Below are 18,528 nucleotides of genomic sequence, written 5' to 3'. Positions count from 1 at the left end.
AAGAGACAATGGCACTCAAGCATTTTAATCCGATCACGCCAGGCCAGCGTCAGCTGGTCATCGTGGACCGTTCGGGACTCTACAAGGGCAAGCCGGTCAAGTCCCTGACCGAAGGTCTGTCCAAGAAGGGTGGCCGTAACAACACCGGTCGTATCACTGTTCGCTTTCAGGGCGGTGGTCACAAGCGTACGTACCGTTTCATCGATTTCAAGCGTCGCAAGCTTGACGTCGTCGGCACTGTCGAACGTCTGGAATACGATCCGAACCGCACCGCGTTCATCGCGCTGATCCGTTACGAAGACGGTGAACTGGCATACATCTTGGCTCCGCAGCGTCTGGCTGTTGGTGACAAGGTTGTTGCAGGCAACTCCGTTGACGTGAAGCCGGGCAACGCAATGCCGCTCGCTTCCATGCCGGTTGGTACGATCGTTCACAACGTCGAACTGAAGCCTGGCAAGGGCGGTCAGATCGCTCGTTCGGCTGGCACCTACGCTCAGCTGGTTGGTCGCGATCAGGGCATGGCCATTCTGCGCCTCAACTCCGGTGAACAGCGTCTGGTTCCAGGTGCCTGCTTCGCTTCGGTCGGTGCAGTGTCCAACCCGGACCACGGCAACATCAACGACGGTAAGGCCGGTCGTTCGGTGTGGCGTGGCAAGCGTCCGCACGTTCGCGGCGTTGCAATGAACCCGGTCGATCACCCGCATGGTGGTGGTGAAGGTCGTACCTCGGGTGGTCGTCACCCTGTCACTCCGTGGGGCAAGCCTACGAAGGGCAAGAAGACGCGCTCGAACAAGTCGACCGACAAGTTCATCATGCGTTCGCGCCATCAGCGCAAGAAGTAAGAGAGGTAGTCTGAAGTGGCTCGTTCAGTTTGGAAAGGTCCGTTCGTCGATGGCTATCTTCTCACGAAGGCTGAGAAGGTACGCGAAGGCGGTCGTAATGAAGTTATCAAGATGTGGAGCCGTCGCTCCACCATCCTGCCGCAGTTTGTCGGTCTGACTTTCGGCGTCTACAACGGCAACAAGCATGTGCCGGTGTCGATTTCGGAAGAAATGGTCGGACACAAGTTCGGTGAATTCGCGCCTACACGTACCTACTACGGTCACGGCGCGGACAAGAAGTCGAAGAGGAAGTAACGATGGGCAAGGCTAAAGCTCCCCGTCAGCTCAAGGACAACGAAGCGCAAGCTGTTGCCCGTACGCTGCGCGTCAGCCCGCAGAAGCTGAACCTTGTTGCGAGCATGATCCGCGGCAAGAAGGTGAATGCGGCTCTTGCCGATCTGACGTTCTCGCGCAAGCGGATCGCCGATACGGTTAAGAAGACGCTCCAGTCCGCAATTGCGAACGCAGAAAACAACCATGACCTCGACGTCGATTCTCTGATCGTCGCCGAAGCCTATGTAGGTAAGTCGATCGTCATGAAGCGCTTCCACGTCCGTGGCCGTGGCCGCGCGAGCCGTATCGAGAAGCCGTTTTCGCATCTCACCATTGTTGTCCGCGAAGTCGCGGAAAAAGGGGAGGCCGCATAATGGGTCAGAAGATTAATCCGATCGGTCTTCGTCTCGGCATCAACCGCACCTGGGATTCGCGTTGGTACGCGAATACCGGTGAGTACGGCAAGCTGCTGCATGAAGATGTCAAGATCCGCGAATTCCTCACCGAGGAACTGAAGCAGGCTGCGATCTCCAAGATCGTAATCGAGCGTCCGCACAAGAAGTGCCGCGTGACGATCCATTCGGCTCGTCCGGGCATCATCATCGGCAAGAAGGGTGCAGACATCGAAAAGCTCCGCAAGAAGCTTTCCGAGATGACCAATGCCGATACGTCGCTCAACATCGTTGAAGTTCGCAAGCCGGAAATCGACGCTACGCTGATCGCTCAATCGATCGCTCAGCAGCTCGAACGCCGTGTGGCATTCCGTCGCGCCATGAAGCGTGCCGTTCAGTCGGCAATGCGTCTTGGAGCCGAAGGTATCCGTATCAACTGCTCGGGTCGTCTGGGTGGCGCGGAAATCGCTCGCATGGAATGGTACCGTGAAGGTCGCGTTCCGCTTCATACGCTTCGCGCCGATATCGACTACGGCACGGCAGAAGCGAAGACCGCTTATGGTATCTGCGGCGTGAAGGTCTGGGTCTTCAAGGGCGAGATTCTTGAACACGATCCGATGGCTTCCGAGCGTCGTGCGGTCGAGGGTGACAATCAGGGTTCCTCGTCGAACCGCCGCCGCGAAAACGCTTAAAAAGCGGGCCGCGGGCGAGAAATTTGGAGTAGAGAACAATGATGCAGCCTAAGCGCACCAAGTTCCGCAAGCAGTTCAAGGGCCGTATTCACGGCAACTCGAAAGGCGGCACGGATCTGAATTTCGGTGCATTCGGTTTGAAGGCCGTTGAGCCGGAACGCGTCACTGCACGTCAGATCGAAGCGGCCCGCCGCGCGATCACCCGTCACATGAAGCGTGCCGGCCGCGTGTGGATCCGCATCTTCCCTGACCTGCCAGTTACGTCGAAGCCTACCGAAGTCCGTATGGGTAAAGGTAAGGGTTCGGTTGACTACTGGGCATGCCGTGTGGCACCAGGTCGCGTGATGTTTGAGCTTGACGGCGTACCCGAAGATGTGGCACGCGAAGCCCTCAGACTCGGCGCAGCAAAGTTGCCGATCAAGACGCGCTTTATCCAGCGCATTGCTGAATAAGAGAGAGGCAACTATGAAAGCCGCAGACGTTCGGGCGAAGAGCCTCGATCAACTGAATGACGAGCTGGGCACCCTGAAGAAAGAGCAGTTCAACCTGCGCTTTCAGAAGGCCACCGGCCAGCTCGAAAAAACCGCGCGCGTGAAGCAGGTTCGCCGCGACATCGCGCGTATTAAGACTATTGCCCGCCAGAAGGCGGCCGCAAGCAAGGCATAAGGAAAAATATAATGCCTAAACGCGTTCTGCAGGGCGTTGTCGTCAGCGACAAGAATGACAAGACTGTTGTGGTCAAGGTTGAGCGCCGCTATTCGCATCCGCTCCTCCAGAAGACCGTGCGTCAGTCTAAGAAGTACAAGGCGCATGACGAAAACAACCAGTTCAAGGTTGGCGATCTCGTTTCCATTCAGGAATCGGCTCCAATCTCGAAGGACAAACGCTGGGTCGTTCTCACGAACGAAGCAGCAGGCTAAATTATAAACACGCAGCTTAGGTAGGGCAGGAGCCCTTAACCAGCTGAGAGGAAAGAAGGCGGCCAGTCATGATTCAGATGCAAACAAACCTCGACGTGGCGGATAACTCCGGCGCACGTCGTGTCATGTGCATCAAGGTGCTGGGCGGCTCGAAGCGGCGTTACGCTTCCGTTGGCGACATCATTGTGGTGTCGATCAAGGAAGCTATTCCGCGCGGCCGCGTCAAAAAGGGTGATGTGATGAAGGCGGTTGTTGTACGCACCGCCAAGGACATCCGTCGTCCGGACGGCAGCGTTATTCGTTTCGATAACAATGCAGCCGTTCTCATCGATAACAAGAAAGAGCCGATCGGCACGCGTATCTTCGGACCGGTTCCGCGCGAACTTCGCGCAAAGAACCACATGAAGATCATCTCGCTGGCCCCGGAAGTTCTGTAAGGAAGCAAGACGATGCAGAAGATTCGCAAAGGCGACAGCGTTGTCGTGCTGTCCGGTAAGGACAAGGGCCGTAAAGGCGAAGTTCTCAAGGTTATGCCTAAGGACGAGCAGGCGCTCGTTCGCGGTATCAACGTTGTGAAGCGTCATCAGCGTCAGACCCAGACCCAGGAAGCCGGCATTATCTCCAAGGAAGCGCCGATCCACCTGTCCAACCTGGCAATTGCTGATCCCAAGGACGGTAAGCCGACCCGCGTCGGTTTCCGCGTCGAGGACGGCAAGAAGGTTCGTGTCGCAAAACGTTCTGGAGCGCTGATCGATGGCTGAAGCTAAGGCACTTCCCCGCTTCAAGAAGCTTTACAACGAAAACATTCGTAAGGCTCTGCTTGAAGAATTCAAATACGACAACGAGATGCAGATCCCACGCATCACCAAGGTTGTCCTCAACATGGGCGTTGGCGAAGCCACTGGCGACTCCAAGAAGCCGGCTGTAGCTGCTGAAGACCTTGGCTTGATTGCTGGTCAAAAGGCTGTTATCACCCGCGCCCGTAACTCGATCGCAACATTCAAGTTGCGTGAAGGCATGCCGATCGGCACGAAGGTCACCCTTCGCCAGGACCGCATGTACGAATTCCTTGATCGTTTCATCACGATCGCTCTTCCTCGCGTTCGCGACTTCCGCGGCCTGAACCCGAAGAGCTTTGACGGACGTGGCAACTATGCCATGGGTATCAAGGAGCACATCGTGTTTCCGGAAATCAACTACGATAAGGTTGATCAGATCTGGGGCATGGACATCATCGTTTGCACGACCGCCAAGACGGATGATGAAGCGCGCGCTCTTCTGCGTGCATTCAACTTCCCCTTCCGGCAGTAACGGCAAGCGTAGCGAGGTATAATAATATGGCCAAGACTAGCGCAGTCGAAAAAAACAAGCGCCGCGAAAAGTTGGTTAAGCGTCATGCTGACAAGCGTGCACGTCTGAAGGCGATCGTAATGGATCAGGGCCTTCCGCTGGAGGAGCGCTTCCGCGCCACTATCCGGCTTGCCGAACTGCCGCGCAATTCATCGAAGGTTCGTATTCGCAATCGTTGCGAAGTTTCGGGCCGTCCGCGTGGTTATTACCGTAAACTGAAGATGTCGCGTATTGCGCTCCGTCAGTTGGGTTCGCTCGGTCAGATCCCGGGCATCGTCAAGTCGAGCTGGTAAGGAGTAGCATATGTCTGTGTCAGATCCTATCGGCGACATGCTGACCCGTATTCGTAACGCAGTAGGCCGCAAGAAGACCAAGGTTTCGACCCCGGCTTCCAAGTTGCGCGCTCGCGTTCTTGATGTTCTTCAGTCTGAAGGTTACATCCGCGGATACACGCAGAGTGAATTCGTGAACGGCAAAGCCGAGATCGAAATCGAACTGAAGTACTATGAAGGCGTTCCAGTCATTCGTGAACTGACCCGCGTTTCGAAGCCTGGCCGCCGTGTATACGTGTCGGTCAAGTCGATCCCGCAGGTTGCGAATGGTCTTGGCATCTCGATCCTGTCCACCCCTAAGGGTGTGATGGCTGATCATGAAGCCCGTGAACAAAACGTTGGTGGTGAGCTGCTCTGCCGCATCTTCTGATGCGGTTGACAGCGAACAGATAAAAGACAGGTATTAAAATGTCTCGTATCGGTAAAAAACCCGTGCCGGTCCCGGCAGGCGTGACCGCCAGTGTTGATGGGCAGATCGTCAAGGCCAAGGGCGCGAAGGGTGAACTCTCCTTCGTCGTGCACGATGAAGTTCTGGTCAAGATGGAAGACGGCGCTGTCAGCGTCGATCCGCGCGACCAGTCGAAGGAAGCTCGTTCGAAGTGGGGCATGTCCCGCACGATGATCTCCAACATTTTTGTTGGCGTGAAGGACGGCTTCGAAAAGAAGCTCGAAATCAGCGGCGTCGGTTACCGTGCTGCCATGCAGGGTAAGAACCTGCAGCTTTCGCTCGGCTTCAGCCACGAAGTGGTCTACGACGTGCCTGCTGGCATCACTGTTGCCGTTCCGAAGCCGACGGAAATCGTCGTCACCGGTATCGACAAGCAGCAGGTCGGTCAGGTCGCGGCTGAGATCCGCGAATATCGCGGCCCCGAGCCTTACAAGGGCAAGGGCGTCAAGTATGCTGGCGAGAAGATCGTCCGCAAAGAAGGCAAGAAGAAGTAAGGGAAGCGCGTCATGGCATCGCCAAAAGAAACTTTGCAGCGTCGCGCTGCTCGTGTACGCCGTCAGGTCAAGGCTGTTGCAAACGGCCGTCCGCGTCTCAGCGTGCACCGCTCTTCCAAGAACATCTACGTTCAGGTTATCGACGACGTTCGCGGTGTTACCATCGCCGCTGCTTCGACCCTGGATGGCGACCTGAAGGGCAAGCTCAAGACTGGCGCCGACTCCGCAGCAGCAGCTGCAGTTGGCAAGCTGGTTGCCGAGCGTGCCGTTAAAGCAGGCGTCAGCGAAGTAGTGTTCGACCGTGGTGCATTCATTTACCACGGCCGTGTGAAGGCTCTCGCCGAAGCTGCCCGCGAAGGCGGACTGAGCTTCTAATAGCATTTTGTGCTTCCGGAAAAGAAAAAGGAAATCAGGATATGGCACAGAGAGAACGTAACCGCGAAGATCGCGGCCGTGAGGAGCGCGACAGCGAATTCGTCGATAAGCTCGTTCACATCAACCGCGTTGCCAAGGTCGTCAAGGGCGGCCGTCGCTTCGGTTTTGCTGCGCTCGTCGTTGTTGGCGACCAGAAGGGCCGCGTAGGCTTCGGTCATGGCAAGGCTCGTGAAGTGCCGGAAGCTATCCGTAAGGCTACGGAAGCTGCCAAGCGCGACATGATCTTCGTACCGCTGCGTTCGGGCCGTACGCTGCACCACGATGTTGAAGGCCGTCACGGCGCTGGCAAGGTTCTGCTCCGCGCAGCTCCTGCTGGTAAGGGTATCATCGCCGGTGGTCCGATGCGTGCAGTGTTCGAAACGCTCGGCGTTCAGGACGTTGTCGCCAAGTCGCTCGGTTCGTCGAACCCTTACAACATGGTTCGTGCGACGTTCGATGCTCTGAAGCATCAGATGCATCCGAAGGACATCGCTGCACAGCGCGGCATCAAGTACTCGACCCTTCAGGCTCGCCGCCATGATGTGGTCGGTTCGGAAGAGTAGCCGATAGTTTGTGTTCGTCCGGGGCCGCTCAGGCCACCGGATACGCCATAGACAAGGGATTTGAGTGATGGCTGAGAAGAAGGGCAAGACGGTTACGGTCGAGCAGATCGGAAGCCCAATCCGTCGTCCAGCCGAGCAGCGCGCAACGCTGATCGGTCTGGGTCTTAATAAAATGCACCGCCGCAGCACGCTGGAAGATACTCCGGCAGTTCGTGGCATGATCGCCAAGCTTCCACACCTCGTTCGAGTTGTGGACGAGGCGTGATAGCGCAGGAGATAGAGATATGAAACTCAACGATCTGCGTGACAAGCCAGGTTCGGTCAAAGCACGCAAGCGTGTTGGCCGCGGTATCGGTTCGGGCACCGGCAAGACCGGTGGTCGTGGTGTCAAGGGGCAGAAGTCCCGTTCGGGCGTCGCGATCAACGGCTTCGAAGGCGGCCAGATGCCAATCTACCGCCGTCTGCCGAAGCGCGGCTTCACCAACATCTTCGCAAAGAGCTTCAACGTTGTGTCGCTCGGCCGTGTTCAGGCCGCTATCGATGCAGGCAAGCTTGATGCCAAGGTAGTTGTGAACCTCGATTCGCTGAAGGCTGCTGGCGTGATTCGTCGCGCCAAGGACGGCGTTCGCATCCTTTCGGACGGCGAACTGAAGGCAAAGGTTGCTTTCGAGGTAGCCGGTGCTTCCAAGGCTGCGGTCGAAAAGATCGAAAAGGCTGGCGGTAGCATCAAGCTTCCTGAAGCCGCTGCCGAATAAGGCTTCGATACAAAAATAAAAAGCGGCGGCCTCAGTGCCGCCGCTTGCACATTTATGCCAATGCGCATATCTGGGTAGGGTCTTTTTAGTCTCGAGGCGCGACCGCAATAGATTGCGCTGACGGGGGCGGAGGACCGGAGACTTTTCACCGGAGAAATTTAATGGCATCGGCTGCTGAACAGCTAGTTTCCAATCTCAATTTTTCAGCTTTCTCGAAAGCAGAAGAACTCAAGAAGCGCATCTGGTTCACGCTAGGTGCTTTGCTCGTATACCGGTTCGGCACCTATATTCCGCTTCCCGGCATCAATCCTGACGCGCTTGCGCAGGCTTTCCAGCAGCATAGCCAGGGTGTGCTCGGGCTTTTCAACATGTTCGCCGGTGGCGCCGTCGGTCGTATGGCCATTTTCGCGCTCGGCATCATGCCTTATATCTCTGCCTCCATCATCGTGCAGCTCATGACGTCGGTTGTTCCGTCTCTTGAAGCGCTGAAGAAGGAAGGCGAGGCAGGTCGCAAGATCATCAATCAGTATACGCGTTACGGCACGGTGCTTCTGGCGCTTGTTCAGGCCTACGCGATTTCTGTCGGCTTGCAGTCGGGCAACGGTATTGTCACCAATCCGGGACCGTTCTTCGTCGTTTCGTCGGTGATCACCCTTGTTGGCGGCACGATGTTCCTGATGTGGCTCGGCGAGCAGATCACTGCACGCGGTATCGGCAACGGTATCTCGCTGATCATCTTCTCCGGTATCGTGGCCAACCTGCCGCACGCTATTTCCGGCACGCTGGAACTTGGCCGTACCGGCGCGCTGTCGACGGGACTCATTCTGGGCGTTATCATTCTTGCCATCGTGCTGATTGCGGTCATCGTATTCGTTGAACGTGCGCAGCGTCGCCTTCTGATCCAGTATCCGAAGCGTCAGGTCGGCAACCGCATGTTCCAGGGCGATACGTCGCATCTGCCGTTGAAGCTCAATACCGCAGGCGTCATTCCTCCGATTTTCGCCTCGTCGTTGTTGCTTCTGCCTGCGACGGTCGCCGGTTTCGCCAACACGACAGAAATGCCGGCCTGGGCTACTACCGTTCTCAATGCACTCGGTCATGGTCAGCCGCTTTACATGCTGTTCTATGCCGCATTGATGGCATTCTTCTGCTTCTTCTACACGGCCATTGTGTTCAATCCCAAGGACACTGCTGACCAGCTCAAGAAGCATTCCGGCTTTATTCCGGGCATTCGTCCGGGTGAGCGTACCGCCGAATACATAGACTATGTGCTGACACGCATCACTGTTGTCGGCGCCATCTATATCGTGCTTGTCTGTCTCCTGCCGGAATTCCTGATTTCCGCAACCGGTGTGCCGTTCTATCTTGGTGGCACCTCGCTGCTGATCGTTGTGAGCGTAACGCTTGACACGGTTGCGCAAATTCAGGGGCATCTGATCGCCCATCAGTATGAAGGGCTGATCAAGAAGTCCAAACTCAGAGGTGGGAAACGCAATAAATGAGACTGATACTTCTTGGGCCGCCCGGAGCAGGTAAGGGGACGCAGGCTGGACTTCTTACCAAGAAGCATGGAATTCCTCAGCTCTCGACCGGCGACATGCTGCGTGCAGCAGTCGCCCAGCAGAGCGAGATCGGGAAGCGCGCCAAGGCCGTGATGGACGCCGGGCAACTGGTTTCCGATGAGATCGTGAACCAGATCGTTTCGGAGCGCATCGATGCGCCTGACTGCGCGAACGGTTTCATCCTTGACGGTTATCCACGCACGGTTCCACAGGCTCAGGCTCTGGGAACGATGCTGGCGGGGAAGGGCCTAAAACTCGATGCAGTCATTGAGCTGAAGGTTGACGAGAATGCTCTGGTCAAGCGGATGGAGAGCCGCGTGGCTGAAACGATTGCCAAGGGTGGTCAGGTCCGTTCGGACGACAATCCTGAGGCGTTCCGTAAGCGTCTCGTGGAATACCGCGAAAAGACTTCGCCGCTTTCGAGCTATTATGCCGGAACTGGTGAACTGCGCGTCATCAATGGCATGGCGCCGGTTGAAGAAGTTACTGCCGAAATCGAGAGAATTCTGGTTCCGGCATGAAAATTGAAGAGGCTTGAAGAAGCCTCATTCCAATACGGGCAGGGAAAGCGTGAAGCGTTTTCTGCCCGTTTATTACTTCCAGAAGTTGCTTGAGTTGCCTGTCAGGCCGGTTTGATGGCTTTACGGACAGTTAAGAGTTGACTTTTTCGGGCGATTCCGTCAAAGACTGCGCCACTTCAACTGGTTTTGAATGGCGGGTATCGGCGGAAATCGAAAGAGGCCGGTACCGGTCGTTTAATGCTGTCTGGTTGATCGCATCTGCCAGATGGAAATTTTTATAACTCAAGGAGAACAGACGTGGCACGTATCGCTGGCGTCAACATCCCGACGAACAAGCGCGTTGTTATTGCGCTTCAGTACATTCACGGGATCGGACCGAAATTTGCTCGGGAAATCGTAACGAAGGTCGGCATTGCTGACGATCGTCGCGTTAACCAGCTGTCGGATGCTGAAGTCCTTCAGATCCGCGAAGCAATCGATGCTGACTACCAGGTCGAAGGTGACCTGCGTCGTGAAGTTTCGATGAACATCAAGCGCCTGATGGACCTGGGCTGCTACCGCGGTCTGCGTCATCGTCGTTCGCTGCCGGTTCGCGGCCAGCGCACGCACACCAACGCACGCACCCGCAAGGGTCCGGCGAAGGCAATCGCAGGCAAGAAGAAGTAATTTCGACGGGACATATGTTCCGTCGGGCCTTTCCGGTGCGCCGGTTGGGTTTGATGCTGGTCCTTTCTTGAGGACCGGTGTAGCCGCTGGAATTACGGCGGTGTAGAGATCGATTGAAAGGACTGTCATGGCCAAGGAAGCCACGCGCGTTCGCCGTCGCGAGCGTAAAAACATCTCGTCGGGCGTTGCCCACGTAAATTCGACGTTCAACAACACCATGATCACCATCACGGATGCTCAGGGCAATGCGATTGCCTGGTCGTCTGCCGGTGCTCAGGGGTTCAAGGGTTCGCGTAAGTCGACCCCGTTCGCCGCTCAGATCGCTGCCGAAGATTGCGCCAAGAAGGCTCAGGAACACGGTATGCGCTCCCTCGAAGTCGAGGTTTGCGGACCGGGCTCTGGCCGTGAATCCGCGCTGCGCGCCCTTCAGGCTGCCGGCTTTGTGATTACGTCGATCCGCGATGTTACGCCGATCCCGCACAACGGTTGCCGTCCGCGCAAGAAGCGCCGGGTCTAATCCTCGTTCACATGCCGTACGAGCCTCGGGCTTTTCAAGTTCGGGGTTCCTCTGCGGTTTCTACACTTGATCGCTACGATAGGATGGTAGCGACGATTGATAGAGGGATACTTACATGATCCAGAAGAACTGGCAGGAACTCATCAAGCCGAATAAGGTGGATTTCATCACCAACGGCTCCCGCACGCATGCAACCGTCGTTGCTGAGCCGCTGGAACGCGGTTTCGGTCTGACGCTCGGTAATGCTCTGCGTCGCGTGCTTCTGTCGTCGCTTCGCGGCGCTGCCGTGACCGCCATTCAGATCGATGGCGTTCTGCATGAATTCTCTTCGATTCCGGGCGTCCGCGAAGACGTTACGGATATCGTTCTGAACGTCAAGGAAATCGCCATCCGCATGGAAGGCGAGGGCCCGAAGCGCATGGTCGTCCGCAAGGAAGGCCCAGGCGTTGTTACGGCTGGCGACATTCAGACTGTCGGCGATGTCGAGATCCTTAACCCGGATCACGTCATCTGCACGCTGGACGAAGGCGCTGAAATCCGCATGGAATTCACCGTCAACACCGGCAAGGGCTATGTGCCTGCCGACCGCAACCGTGCGGAAGATGCTCCGATCGGGCTTATCCCGGTTGACAGCCTCTACTCTCCGGTTCGCAAGGTGTCGTACAAGATCGAGAACACCCGTGAAGGTCAGGTTCTCGATTATGACAAGCTGACGCTGAACATCGAGACAAACGGCTCGGTCAGCGGTGAAGACGCAGTGGCGTATGCTGCTCGTATTCTCCAGGACCAGCTGGCGATCTTCGTCAACTTCGAAGAGCCCCAGAAGGAAGCTCCGCAGGAACAGGTTGCGGAACTGGCTTTCAACCCGGCTCTGCTCAAGAAGGTCGACGAACTCGAACTGTCCGTCCGTTCGGCAAACTGCCTGAAGAACGACAACATCGTCTACATCGGCGATCTGATCCAGAAGACGGAAGCCGAGATGCTGCGGACTCCGAATTTCGGCCGCAAGTCGCTCAACGAGATCAAGGAAGTTCTGGCATCGATGGGTCTCCATCTCGGTATGGAAATCCCGTCCTGGCCGCCAGAAAACATCGAAGATCTCGCAAAGCGCTACGAAGACCAATATTAAGACCGGCAATCCGGCTAGAACTAATTAAGGAGAAGGCCATGCGCCACGGTAATGGACAGCGTAAGCTGAACCGCACTGCCTCGCATCGCAAGGCAATGTTCGCCAACATGGCGGCTTCGCTCATCGAGCATGAACAGATTGTGACCACGCTTCCTAAAGCTAAGGAAATCCGTCCGATCGTAGAAAAGCTTGTCACTCTCGGCAAGCGCGGCGATCTGCATGCACGCCGTCAGGCCATCTCGGCTATTCGCGACGTTAAGCTCGTTGCAAAGCTGTTCGATACGCTGGCTGCTCGCTATGCAACCCGCAACGGCGGCTACATCCGCATCATGAAGGCTGGCTTCCGCGCTGGCGACAACGCGCCTCTGGCTGTTGTTGAATTCGTGGAACGCGACGTCGATGCAAAGGGCAAGGCTGACCGCGCCCGCGTCGAAGCCGAACAGGCTGCTGAAGCAGACGCAGCATAATCTGCACTGTTTCTGATTATTGAAAAGGGCCGCCTTGAGCGGCCCTTTTTGTTTGTTCTTGCTGCTGTTCGGCTCTTTCGGATCGATATGTTTCACGAAAAATTGCCGTGCTGCACTTCAAGGTCACAATGTGGCCCTTTATCCTTGTCCTCAGTTGACTACATATGGACGACGAATCTCATATTTTTTCACGGAAGATATGAGTGCCCTCGGAAAGCGCGGAGTATGTGCATGAATTGGCGACGTTTAGGTGTATTGGGTCTTATGCTGACATCCGTCGGGCTGGTTATGCCGCAGGCAATGGCGCAGGATGCGCCTGCAACACCTCCCAAAGAAGTGCCGCTCAGCCGCGCTGATATGCAACTTTCCTTCGCTCCTCTTGTGAAAGAGACGACACCAGCTGTTGTGAATGTCTATGCGGCGCGACAGGTGCAGGCACGGGCACAATCGCCATTTGCAGGCGATCCGTTCTTCGAGCAGTTTTTCGGGCGGCAGTTCGGGGAAAGCAAGCCACGTATCCAGCAGTCGCTCGGGTCCGGCGTGATTGTCGATAGTTCAGGCATTGTCGTGACGAACAATCACGTCATCAAGGATGCCGACGAAATCAAAGTCGCCTTGTCGGACGGTCGCGAGTTCGAAAGCAAGCTGCTTCTGCGTGATGAAACCACCGACCTTGCCGTGTTGAAAATTGAAGCCAAGGACAAGTTTCCAGTGTTGGGCCTCGGCAATTCCGACGAAGTCGAAGTTGGCGATCTGGTGCTGGCCATCGGCAATCCGTTCGGCGTCGGACAGACTGTGACGAGCGGTATCGTGTCGGCGCAATCCCGAACACAGGTTGGCATTTCCGATTTTGATTTCTTTATCCAGACGGATGCGGCTATCAATCCCGGCAACTCCGGTGGCGCATTGATTGACATGCGCGGACGCCTGATAGGTATCAACACAGCGATCTATTCACGTTCTGGCGGTTCCGTGGGCATCGGCTTTGCTATTCCGTCCAATATGGTCCGCGCTGTCGTGGAAGCTGCGCAGAATGGCAGCAAAAGTTTCGAGCGCCCCTATATCGGCGCGACTTTCCAAGGGGTCACCTCCGATCTGGCCGAAGGGCTTGGAATGGAAAAGCCCTACGGTGCCCTGATCACGGCAGTTGCAAAAGGTGGTCCTGCAGAAGCCGCAGGGCTGAAGATCGGCGATGTGGTTCTGTCCGTTCAGGGCGTTCGTGTCGATAATCAGGATGTGCTTGGTTATCGTCTATCGACGGCTGGCATTGGTAACACCGTGTCGGTCGAAATCATGCGGGATGGAAAGAACCAGACCATCCCGGTGAAGCTTTCCAAAGCGCCTGAAGTCAAGGAAACTGCGCCGCAGGTGATCAAGGGCGATAATCCCTTCGCCGGTGCAGCTGTTCTTGTGCTGACGCCATCCACCGCTAAAAAGCTGCGTCTCAAGAGTGAAAGCCAGGGGGTGGTCGTTGTTGACGTCTATTCCGGCTCGCCGGCGGCACGGCTCGGATTGCGCCCGGGCGACATTGTTCGAAGCATCAACGGAAATCCTATCCGCTCCGTGGAGGATATGACCGCGATTCTGGATGGGGGACGTGGTCTTGCCTGGCGGCTTGAGGTGGAACGCAACGGAACGTTGTTGCGTCAGTTCGTGCGTTAAAACTGTCGGCCAGTATATCGCCAAAAGTTGCATGCCGCTTCGGGTAGGATTATGCCTGAAGCGGCATTTAATTTATCGATCGAGCGAATGAAATGAGCGACCTTTTCTCAGCAGCGGCAGACCCGAACGCGGACCGCAACCGGCCGCTTGCTGACCGTCTGCGCCCGAAGCATTTGTCGGAAGTAACCGGTCAGGAACATCTGACCGGACCAGAAGGTGTGCTGACGCGCATGATTGCATCCGGTTCGCTCGGTTCCATGATCTTCTGGGGACCTCCGGGAACCGGCAAGACGACCGTTGCCCGCCTGCTTGCCGGAGAAACTGATCTCGCGTTTGAGCAGATTTCGGCGATCTTCTCCGGCGTTGCCGATCTCAAGAAGGTTTTCGAGACTGCTCGTGCGCGGCGTATGTCGGGCCGGCAGACACTGCTTTTCGTAGACGAAATTCATCGCTTTAATCGCGCCCAGCAGGATTCGTTTTTGCCGGTCATGGAAGACGGCACTGTTATCCTGATCGGCGCCACGACGGAAAACCCGTCTTTCGAGCTCAATGCTGCTCTTTTGTCCCGGGCGAGGGTGCTTACTTTTCATCCCCATGATGGCGAGAGCATTGCAACACTTCTGACCCGTGCCGAAGAGCAAGAAGAACGTCCATTGCCGCTGGACGAGGAAGCACGGGTAAGCCTTGTTCGCATGGCTGACGGCGATGGACGTGCTGCGCTGACGCTTGCCGAGGAAGTCTGGCGTGCGGCCCGTCCCGATGAAGTGTTTACTGCCGAAAAGCTGCAGGATGTCGTGCAACGTCGCGCCCCGGTTTATGACAAGGGGCAGGACGGGCATTACAATCTGATTTCGGCGCTGCATAAATCCGTTCGGGGATCGGACCCTGACGCAGCGCTCTACTATCTTTCTCGTATGTTCGATGCGGGCGAAGATCCGTTATATCTTGGGCGGCGGCTGGTGCGCATGGCGGTGGAAGATATCGGCTTGGCCGACCCGCAGGCACTGGTCATCTGCAACGCCGCCAAGGATGCCTATGACTATCTTGGTTCGCCGGAAGGCGAACTGGCGCTCGCACAGGCCTGTGTTTATCTTGCAACGGCTCCGAAATCGAACGCCGTCTATGTGGCCTATAAAGCCTCAATGCGTGCGGCCAAGGAGAACGGTTCCCTGCTGCCGCCGAAGCATATTCTCAACGCGCCGACCAAGCTTATGAAGAATGAGGGCTACGGCGATGGCTATGCCTATGACCACGACCAGCCAGACGCGTTTTCAGGACAGGATTATTTCCCGGAAAGCATGGGCAGGCAAAAGTTCTATGATCCGCCGGAGCGAGGTTTTGAGCGAGATATCCGCAAGCGCCTCGAATACTGGGCGCGGTTGCGGCAGGAGCGCCGCTGAAGTTTGGAGCGGTTCTGTTCCAGCGGAATCGCTCTAACCATTGGTTTTCACGCAGTTTCGACCGCTGAAAATACGCTATCCCCATAGTTATCCACATTCATCCACAGTTCGGGCCGCTGTCATATTGGCAGCGGCTTTTACTTTGCTTCTTCACGCGAGTTTGAAGGCCCCGGAAAGGGGTGACCTGTCGTTAGAAAGGTCTTCTTAATTTTTACGCTTTATCAATCTTTGCAAAGAGACGAGGTTTTCCATGATGCGCGTTTTGTTTCTCGTCGCGCTCGTGATCCTAGGAGGCTGCGCGACTGCCCCACGGCAGGTCAACAATGTGTGTGCGGTCTTCGATCAACGCGACGGTTGGTTCAATAACTGGCAGACGGCTGCCACGCGGGTTTCGCGCGAATTCGGCGTGCCGGTTCCGGTTCTGATGGCCACAATCTATACCGAATCCGGCTTCCAGCCCTATGCCCGCCCGCCACGGACCAAGATTCTCTGGATCATACCGTGGAAGCGGGCTTCCAGCGCCTATGGCTATTCCCAGGCGCTGAACGGCACGTGGGATCGTTACAAGCGGGAAACCGGTCGCTGGACTGCATCGCGCACCAATTTCGCGGACGCTATCCATTTCATTGGCTGGTATCACTATCAAAGCTATCTGAAAAACGGCATCAATCGCGCCGATGCATATAGCCTTTATCTCGCTTACTATTCGGGTCACGGCGGTTACGCTCGTGGTGTCTGGCGCGGGAATGCTACAGCGCTCAATGGCGCAAAACGTGCCCAATCCATGGCCAATCGTTACGCCACGCAGTTGCGCAGTTGCGGAGGCTTCAGTTAAAAAGCGAAAGGCTGGATTCAAACTCGCATTTGAGACACCATCCGGCCTTAATCGCTATTATCATGCGACGGATTCGCTAATTGAGGATGACCATTTCATGCTGAAGAAGATCGGTATTGCCCTTTTCGCCGCCACATTTCTGGCAGGCTGCACCACCGACCCCTATACCGGGGAACAGAAGATGTCGAACACCGCAGGTGGTGCTGCAATTGGCGCGGCTGTGGGCGCTCTTGGTGGCCTGATGGTCGGCGGTTCCAGCCGTGCACAGCGCAATGCCGTTCTGATTGGTGCCGGTATCGGTGCACTTGGCGGCGGCGCAATCGGCAATTACATGGATCGTCAGGAAAACGAGCTCCGTGCACAGTTGCAGGGCACTGGCGTGTCTGTGACCCGTAACGGCGACCAGATCATCCTTAATATGCCGTCCAGCATCACTTTCGATACCGATCAGGATCAGGTGAAGAGCCAGTTCTACCCGACGCTTAATTCGGTCGCGATTGTACTGCGCAAATTCAACCAGACACTTGTGGACGTTTATGGCCACACCGATTCGACCGGTAGCGTCAGCCACAATCAGGCTCTTTCGCAGCGCCGCGCCGCGTCGGTCGCGAGCTATCTCGGTTCGCAGGGTATCGATCCGCGTCGCTTCGCCGTTATCGGCTATGGCGCGAGCCAGCCCGTTGCCACTAACGCAACACCGGAAGGCCGTGCGCAGAACCGTCGCGTGGAAATCCAGATTTCTCCGCTTCGCGCCGCCAGCTGATTCCCTTCCAAGGGTTAATAGGCTTCAAACAACGCAGTTCTTCGATAGAAGAGCTGCGTTTTTCTTTGCTTTTCCGAATCGGTGGATGGGCAGTTTGGTTTGAATTAAGTTAATTCGTGGATAGTTCGATTATTTTCGTAATTGCTGATGTTAGAGAACGATTATAGAACAAAATTTCGGAACTGTTTTTAATCAATGAGTTAGCCCTATTGTCAAATGAGAACAAAACGAATACAAATAGATCATAGCAACGAGCCTGCCGGGCTTCTAGCGAGACAAGAGGATGGTGTAAGATGTCTCAGAATTCATTGCGACTTGTTGAGGAAAATTCAGTGGACAAGACTAAGGCTCTCGATGCGGCATTGTCGCAAATCGAAAGGGCGTTCGGTAAGGGCTCGATCATGCGTCTGGGGAAAAATGCCCCGGTTATCGAGATCGAAACTGTTCCGACCGGCTCGCTTTCTCTGGACATCGCGCTGGGTGTCGGCGGCTTGCCCAAAGGACGTATTGTTGAGATTTACGGACCGGAAAGCTCCGGTAAGACGACACTCGCGCTGCACACGATTGCGGAAGCACAGAAGAAGGGCGGTATCTGTGCATTCGTCGATGCGGAACATGCGCTTGATCCTGTCTATGCACGCAAGCTGGGTGTCGATCTGGAAAACTTGCTGATTTCGCAGCCAGATACGGGTGAGCAGGCACTTGAAATTACCGACACGCTTGTGCGTTCGGGCGCCATCGACGTTCTCGTCGTCGACTCCGTCGCAGCCTTGACGCCACGTGCGGAAATCGAAGGCGAAATGGGTGACTCCTTGCCTGGTCTTCAGGCTCGTCTCATGAGCCAGGCGCTGCGCAAGCTTACTGCTTCGATCTCGCGGTCGAACTGTATGGTGATCTTCATCAACCAGATTCGTATGAAGATCGGTGTGATGTTCGGTTCGCCGGAAACGACGACTGGCGGTAACGCTCTCAAGTTCTATGCTTCGGTTCGTCTCGATATTCGCCGTATCGGTTCGATCAAGGAGCGCGACGAAGTTGTTGGTAACCAGACCCGCGTGAAGGTCGTCAAGAACAAGCTTGCGCCGCCCTTCAAGCAGGTCGAATTCGACATCATGTACGGTGCTGGCGTTTCCAAGACCGGCGAGCTGGTCGATCTTGGCGTAAAGGCCGGTGTCGTCGAGAAGTCCGGTGCGTGGTTCTCGTATAATTCCCAGCGACTGGGACAAGGCCGTGAAAACGCCAAGCAATATCTCAAGGACAACCCGGAAGTGGCCCGCGAGATCGAAACCACGCTTCGTCAGAATGCCGGTTTGATTGCCGAACAGTTCCTCGAAGATGGCGGACCAGAAGACGATGCGAGTGACGCTGCCGAAATGTAAGATCGCCAGCATTGAATGAATTATCGAAGCCCCGTGCAATTGCATGGGGCTTTTTGTTTAGCAGTGGGGGTTTTTGCGAAGTGAATGGTGCTGGTTTTATCGCTTTCCGGCAG

The 18,528-nt window shown here is 56.0% G+C and carries 28 protein-coding genes; all 28 read left to right on the top strand.

The window, feature by feature from the left end; translation table 11 throughout:
* The first annotated feature begins 8 nt into the window (after positions 1 to 8).
* The gene (gene rplB / locus AC1RHM_RS02345) at positions 9 to 842 is read left to right on the top strand and encodes a 50S ribosomal protein L2 (RefSeq protein ID WP_010659916.1); all 834 of its coding nucleotides are present in this window, start codon (positions 9 to 11) and stop codon (positions 840 to 842) included.
* 15 nt (positions 843 to 857) lie between these two features.
* On the top strand, positions 858 to 1,136 hold the full coding sequence (gene rpsS, locus AC1RHM_RS02340) for a 30S ribosomal protein S19 (RefSeq protein ID WP_010659917.1): 279 nt from the start codon (positions 858 to 860) through the stop codon (positions 1,134 to 1,136).
* A gap of 2 nt (positions 1,137 to 1,138) precedes the next feature.
* Complete coding sequence (rplV, locus tag AC1RHM_RS02335) at positions 1,139 to 1,528, top strand: 50S ribosomal protein L22 (protein WP_010659918.1); 390 nt, start codon at positions 1,139 to 1,141, stop codon at positions 1,526 to 1,528.
* Complete coding sequence (gene rpsC, locus AC1RHM_RS02330; protein WP_006467024.1) at positions 1,528 to 2,238, top strand: 30S ribosomal protein S3; 711 nt, start codon at positions 1,528 to 1,530, stop codon at positions 2,236 to 2,238. Before rplV ends, rpsC begins: the two co-directional genes overlap by 1 nt.
* A gap of 38 nt (positions 2,239 to 2,276) precedes the next feature.
* Complete coding sequence (rplP, locus tag AC1RHM_RS02325; RefSeq protein ID WP_006467023.1) at positions 2,277 to 2,690, top strand: 50S ribosomal protein L16; 414 nt, start codon at positions 2,277 to 2,279, stop codon at positions 2,688 to 2,690.
* Between the two features lie 13 nt (positions 2,691 to 2,703).
* Entirely contained in the window at positions 2,704 to 2,904 is a 201-nt protein-coding gene (rpmC, locus tag AC1RHM_RS02320) for a 50S ribosomal protein L29 (protein WP_006467022.1), read from the top strand.
* Between the two features lie 11 nt (positions 2,905 to 2,915).
* The gene (gene rpsQ / locus AC1RHM_RS02315) at positions 2,916 to 3,158 is read left to right on the top strand and encodes a 30S ribosomal protein S17 (RefSeq protein WP_010659919.1); all 243 of its coding nucleotides are present in this window, start codon (positions 2,916 to 2,918) and stop codon (positions 3,156 to 3,158) included.
* 68 nt (positions 3,159 to 3,226) lie between these two features.
* The gene (gene rplN, locus AC1RHM_RS02310; RefSeq protein WP_004683923.1) at positions 3,227 to 3,595 is read left to right on the top strand and encodes a 50S ribosomal protein L14; all 369 of its coding nucleotides are present in this window, start codon (positions 3,227 to 3,229) and stop codon (positions 3,593 to 3,595) included.
* 12 nt (positions 3,596 to 3,607) lie between these two features.
* Complete coding sequence (rplX, locus tag AC1RHM_RS02305; protein ID WP_010659920.1) at positions 3,608 to 3,919, top strand: 50S ribosomal protein L24; 312 nt, start codon at positions 3,608 to 3,610, stop codon at positions 3,917 to 3,919.
* Positions 3,912 to 4,469 (top strand): 50S ribosomal protein L5, encoded by a 558-nt coding sequence (rplE, locus tag AC1RHM_RS02300; protein ID WP_010659921.1) that lies wholly within the window; start codon positions 3,912 to 3,914, stop codon positions 4,467 to 4,469. Before rplX ends, rplE begins: the two co-directional genes overlap by 8 nt.
* A 26-nt stretch (positions 4,470 to 4,495) precedes the next feature.
* Entirely contained in the window at positions 4,496 to 4,801 is a 306-nt protein-coding gene (rpsN, locus tag AC1RHM_RS02295) for a 30S ribosomal protein S14 (RefSeq protein WP_010659922.1), read from the top strand.
* A gap of 10 nt (positions 4,802 to 4,811) precedes the next feature.
* A complete protein-coding gene (gene rpsH, locus AC1RHM_RS02290) occupies positions 4,812 to 5,210 on the top strand; it encodes a 30S ribosomal protein S8 (protein WP_007875325.1) in 399 nt (132 codons plus the stop codon).
* A 38-nt stretch (positions 5,211 to 5,248) separates the two neighbouring features.
* On the top strand, positions 5,249 to 5,782 hold the full coding sequence (gene rplF / locus AC1RHM_RS02285) for a 50S ribosomal protein L6 (RefSeq protein WP_010659923.1): 534 nt from the start codon (positions 5,249 to 5,251) through the stop codon (positions 5,780 to 5,782).
* 12 nt (positions 5,783 to 5,794) lie between these two features.
* A complete protein-coding gene (gene rplR, locus AC1RHM_RS02280) occupies positions 5,795 to 6,157 on the top strand; it encodes a 50S ribosomal protein L18 (protein ID WP_010659924.1) in 363 nt (120 codons plus the stop codon).
* 41 nt (positions 6,158 to 6,198) lie between these two features.
* Positions 6,199 to 6,759, top strand: a complete 561-nt coding sequence (gene rpsE / locus AC1RHM_RS02275; RefSeq protein ID WP_006467009.1) for a 30S ribosomal protein S5 — start codon at positions 6,199 to 6,201, stop codon at positions 6,757 to 6,759.
* Between the two features lie 67 nt (positions 6,760 to 6,826).
* Positions 6,827 to 7,024, top strand: coding sequence for a 50S ribosomal protein L30 (rpmD, locus tag AC1RHM_RS02270; protein WP_002967737.1), 198 nt, complete (start codon positions 6,827 to 6,829; stop codon positions 7,022 to 7,024).
* Positions 7,025 to 7,043: 19 nt separating this feature from the next.
* Positions 7,044 to 7,514, top strand: a complete 471-nt coding sequence (gene rplO / locus AC1RHM_RS02265) for a 50S ribosomal protein L15 (RefSeq protein ID WP_010659925.1) — start codon at positions 7,044 to 7,046, stop codon at positions 7,512 to 7,514.
* A gap of 161 nt (positions 7,515 to 7,675) precedes the next feature.
* A complete protein-coding gene (gene secY, locus AC1RHM_RS02260) occupies positions 7,676 to 9,016 on the top strand; it encodes a preprotein translocase subunit SecY (protein ID WP_010659926.1) in 1,341 nt (446 codons plus the stop codon).
* Entirely contained in the window at positions 9,013 to 9,597 is a 585-nt protein-coding gene (locus AC1RHM_RS02255) for an adenylate kinase (protein WP_010659927.1), read from the top strand. Before secY ends, AC1RHM_RS02255 begins: the two co-directional genes overlap by 4 nt.
* Before the next feature lie 297 nt (positions 9,598 to 9,894).
* Positions 9,895 to 10,263, top strand: a complete 369-nt coding sequence (gene rpsM, locus AC1RHM_RS02250; protein ID WP_006467002.1) for a 30S ribosomal protein S13 — start codon at positions 9,895 to 9,897, stop codon at positions 10,261 to 10,263.
* Positions 10,264 to 10,390: 127 nt separating this feature from the next.
* Positions 10,391 to 10,780: a 30S ribosomal protein S11 gene (gene rpsK / locus AC1RHM_RS02245; protein WP_002964339.1), complete on the top strand. Its 390-nt coding sequence runs from the start codon at positions 10,391 to 10,393 to the stop codon at positions 10,778 to 10,780.
* A 115-nt stretch (positions 10,781 to 10,895) separates the two neighbouring features.
* Positions 10,896 to 11,909, top strand: a complete 1,014-nt coding sequence (locus AC1RHM_RS02240) for a DNA-directed RNA polymerase subunit alpha (protein ID WP_006467001.1) — start codon at positions 10,896 to 10,898, stop codon at positions 11,907 to 11,909.
* 38 nt (positions 11,910 to 11,947) lie between these two features.
* Positions 11,948 to 12,376 (top strand): 50S ribosomal protein L17, encoded by a 429-nt coding sequence (gene rplQ / locus AC1RHM_RS02235; protein WP_010659928.1) that lies wholly within the window; start codon positions 11,948 to 11,950, stop codon positions 12,374 to 12,376.
* Between the two features lie 231 nt (positions 12,377 to 12,607).
* On the top strand, positions 12,608 to 14,038 hold the full coding sequence (locus AC1RHM_RS02230) for a DegQ family serine endoprotease (protein WP_010659929.1): 1,431 nt from the start codon (positions 12,608 to 12,610) through the stop codon (positions 14,036 to 14,038).
* Positions 14,039 to 14,130: 92 nt separating this feature from the next.
* Positions 14,131 to 15,438: a replication-associated recombination protein A gene (locus AC1RHM_RS02225; protein WP_010659930.1), complete on the top strand. Its 1,308-nt coding sequence runs from the start codon at positions 14,131 to 14,133 to the stop codon at positions 15,436 to 15,438.
* A 250-nt stretch (positions 15,439 to 15,688) separates the two neighbouring features.
* Positions 15,689 to 16,273 (top strand): transglycosylase SLT domain-containing protein, encoded by a 585-nt coding sequence (locus AC1RHM_RS02220; RefSeq protein WP_010659931.1) that lies wholly within the window; start codon positions 15,689 to 15,691, stop codon positions 16,271 to 16,273.
* Positions 16,274 to 16,370: 97 nt separating this feature from the next.
* Positions 16,371 to 17,036 carry a YiaD family glycine zipper/OmpA-like lipoprotein gene (locus tag AC1RHM_RS02215; RefSeq protein WP_010659932.1) on the top strand — a complete coding sequence of 222 codons (666 nt, stop codon included), beginning with the start codon at positions 16,371 to 16,373 and terminating at the stop codon, positions 17,034 to 17,036.
* Positions 17,037 to 17,329: 293 nt separating this feature from the next.
* Complete coding sequence (recA, locus tag AC1RHM_RS02210; protein WP_010659933.1) at positions 17,330 to 18,415, top strand: recombinase RecA; 1,086 nt, start codon at positions 17,330 to 17,332, stop codon at positions 18,413 to 18,415.
* Positions 18,416 to 18,528 lie beyond the last annotated feature (113 nt).

This window comes from Brucella sp. GW823-FHT04E01, from assembly GCF_058796175.1.
This window is presented reverse-complemented; position numbering and strand designations above follow the sequence as displayed.

What these genes read in the sequence shown, in the direction of transcription:
- rplB (WP_010659916.1), top strand. Translation starts at nt 9, where the DNA reads ATGGCACTCAAGCATTTTAATCCGATCACGCCAGGCCAGCGTCAGCTG.
- rplV (WP_010659918.1), top strand. Translation starts at nt 1,139, where the DNA reads ATGGGCAAGGCTAAAGCTCCCCGTCAGCTCAAGGACAACGAAGCGCAA.
- rpsC (WP_006467024.1), top strand. Translation starts at nt 1,528, where the DNA reads ATGGGTCAGAAGATTAATCCGATCGGTCTTCGTCTCGGCATCAACCGC.
- rplP (WP_006467023.1), top strand. Translation starts at nt 2,277, where the DNA reads ATGATGCAGCCTAAGCGCACCAAGTTCCGCAAGCAGTTCAAGGGCCGT.
- rpmC (WP_006467022.1), top strand. Translation starts at nt 2,704, where the DNA reads ATGAAAGCCGCAGACGTTCGGGCGAAGAGCCTCGATCAACTGAATGAC.
- rpsQ (WP_010659919.1), top strand. Translation starts at nt 2,916, where the DNA reads ATGCCTAAACGCGTTCTGCAGGGCGTTGTCGTCAGCGACAAGAATGAC.
- rplN (WP_004683923.1), top strand. Translation starts at nt 3,227, where the DNA reads ATGATTCAGATGCAAACAAACCTCGACGTGGCGGATAACTCCGGCGCA.
- rplX (WP_010659920.1), top strand. Translation starts at nt 3,608, where the DNA reads ATGCAGAAGATTCGCAAAGGCGACAGCGTTGTCGTGCTGTCCGGTAAG.
- rplE (WP_010659921.1), top strand. Translation starts at nt 3,912, where the DNA reads ATGGCTGAAGCTAAGGCACTTCCCCGCTTCAAGAAGCTTTACAACGAA.
- rpsN (WP_010659922.1), top strand. Translation starts at nt 4,496, where the DNA reads ATGGCCAAGACTAGCGCAGTCGAAAAAAACAAGCGCCGCGAAAAGTTG.
- rpsH (WP_007875325.1), top strand. Translation starts at nt 4,812, where the DNA reads ATGTCTGTGTCAGATCCTATCGGCGACATGCTGACCCGTATTCGTAAC.
- rplF (WP_010659923.1), top strand. Translation starts at nt 5,249, where the DNA reads ATGTCTCGTATCGGTAAAAAACCCGTGCCGGTCCCGGCAGGCGTGACC.
- rplR (WP_010659924.1), top strand. Translation starts at nt 5,795, where the DNA reads ATGGCATCGCCAAAAGAAACTTTGCAGCGTCGCGCTGCTCGTGTACGC.
- rpsE (WP_006467009.1), top strand. Translation starts at nt 6,199, where the DNA reads ATGGCACAGAGAGAACGTAACCGCGAAGATCGCGGCCGTGAGGAGCGC.
- rpmD (WP_002967737.1), top strand. Translation starts at nt 6,827, where the DNA reads ATGGCTGAGAAGAAGGGCAAGACGGTTACGGTCGAGCAGATCGGAAGC.
- rplO (WP_010659925.1), top strand. Translation starts at nt 7,044, where the DNA reads ATGAAACTCAACGATCTGCGTGACAAGCCAGGTTCGGTCAAAGCACGC.
- secY (WP_010659926.1), top strand. Translation starts at nt 7,676, where the DNA reads ATGGCATCGGCTGCTGAACAGCTAGTTTCCAATCTCAATTTTTCAGCT.
- AC1RHM_RS02255 (WP_010659927.1), top strand. Translation starts at nt 9,013, where the DNA reads ATGAGACTGATACTTCTTGGGCCGCCCGGAGCAGGTAAGGGGACGCAG.
- rpsK (WP_002964339.1), top strand. Translation starts at nt 10,391, where the DNA reads ATGGCCAAGGAAGCCACGCGCGTTCGCCGTCGCGAGCGTAAAAACATC.
- AC1RHM_RS02240 (WP_006467001.1), top strand. Translation starts at nt 10,896, where the DNA reads ATGATCCAGAAGAACTGGCAGGAACTCATCAAGCCGAATAAGGTGGAT.
- rplQ (WP_010659928.1), top strand. Translation starts at nt 11,948, where the DNA reads ATGCGCCACGGTAATGGACAGCGTAAGCTGAACCGCACTGCCTCGCAT.
- AC1RHM_RS02230 (WP_010659929.1), top strand. Translation starts at nt 12,608, where the DNA reads ATGAATTGGCGACGTTTAGGTGTATTGGGTCTTATGCTGACATCCGTC.
- AC1RHM_RS02225 (WP_010659930.1), top strand. Translation starts at nt 14,131, where the DNA reads ATGAGCGACCTTTTCTCAGCAGCGGCAGACCCGAACGCGGACCGCAAC.
- AC1RHM_RS02220 (WP_010659931.1), top strand. Translation starts at nt 15,689, where the DNA reads ATGATGCGCGTTTTGTTTCTCGTCGCGCTCGTGATCCTAGGAGGCTGC.
- AC1RHM_RS02215 (WP_010659932.1), top strand. Translation starts at nt 16,371, where the DNA reads ATGCTGAAGAAGATCGGTATTGCCCTTTTCGCCGCCACATTTCTGGCA.
- recA (WP_010659933.1), top strand. Translation starts at nt 17,330, where the DNA reads ATGTCTCAGAATTCATTGCGACTTGTTGAGGAAAATTCAGTGGACAAG.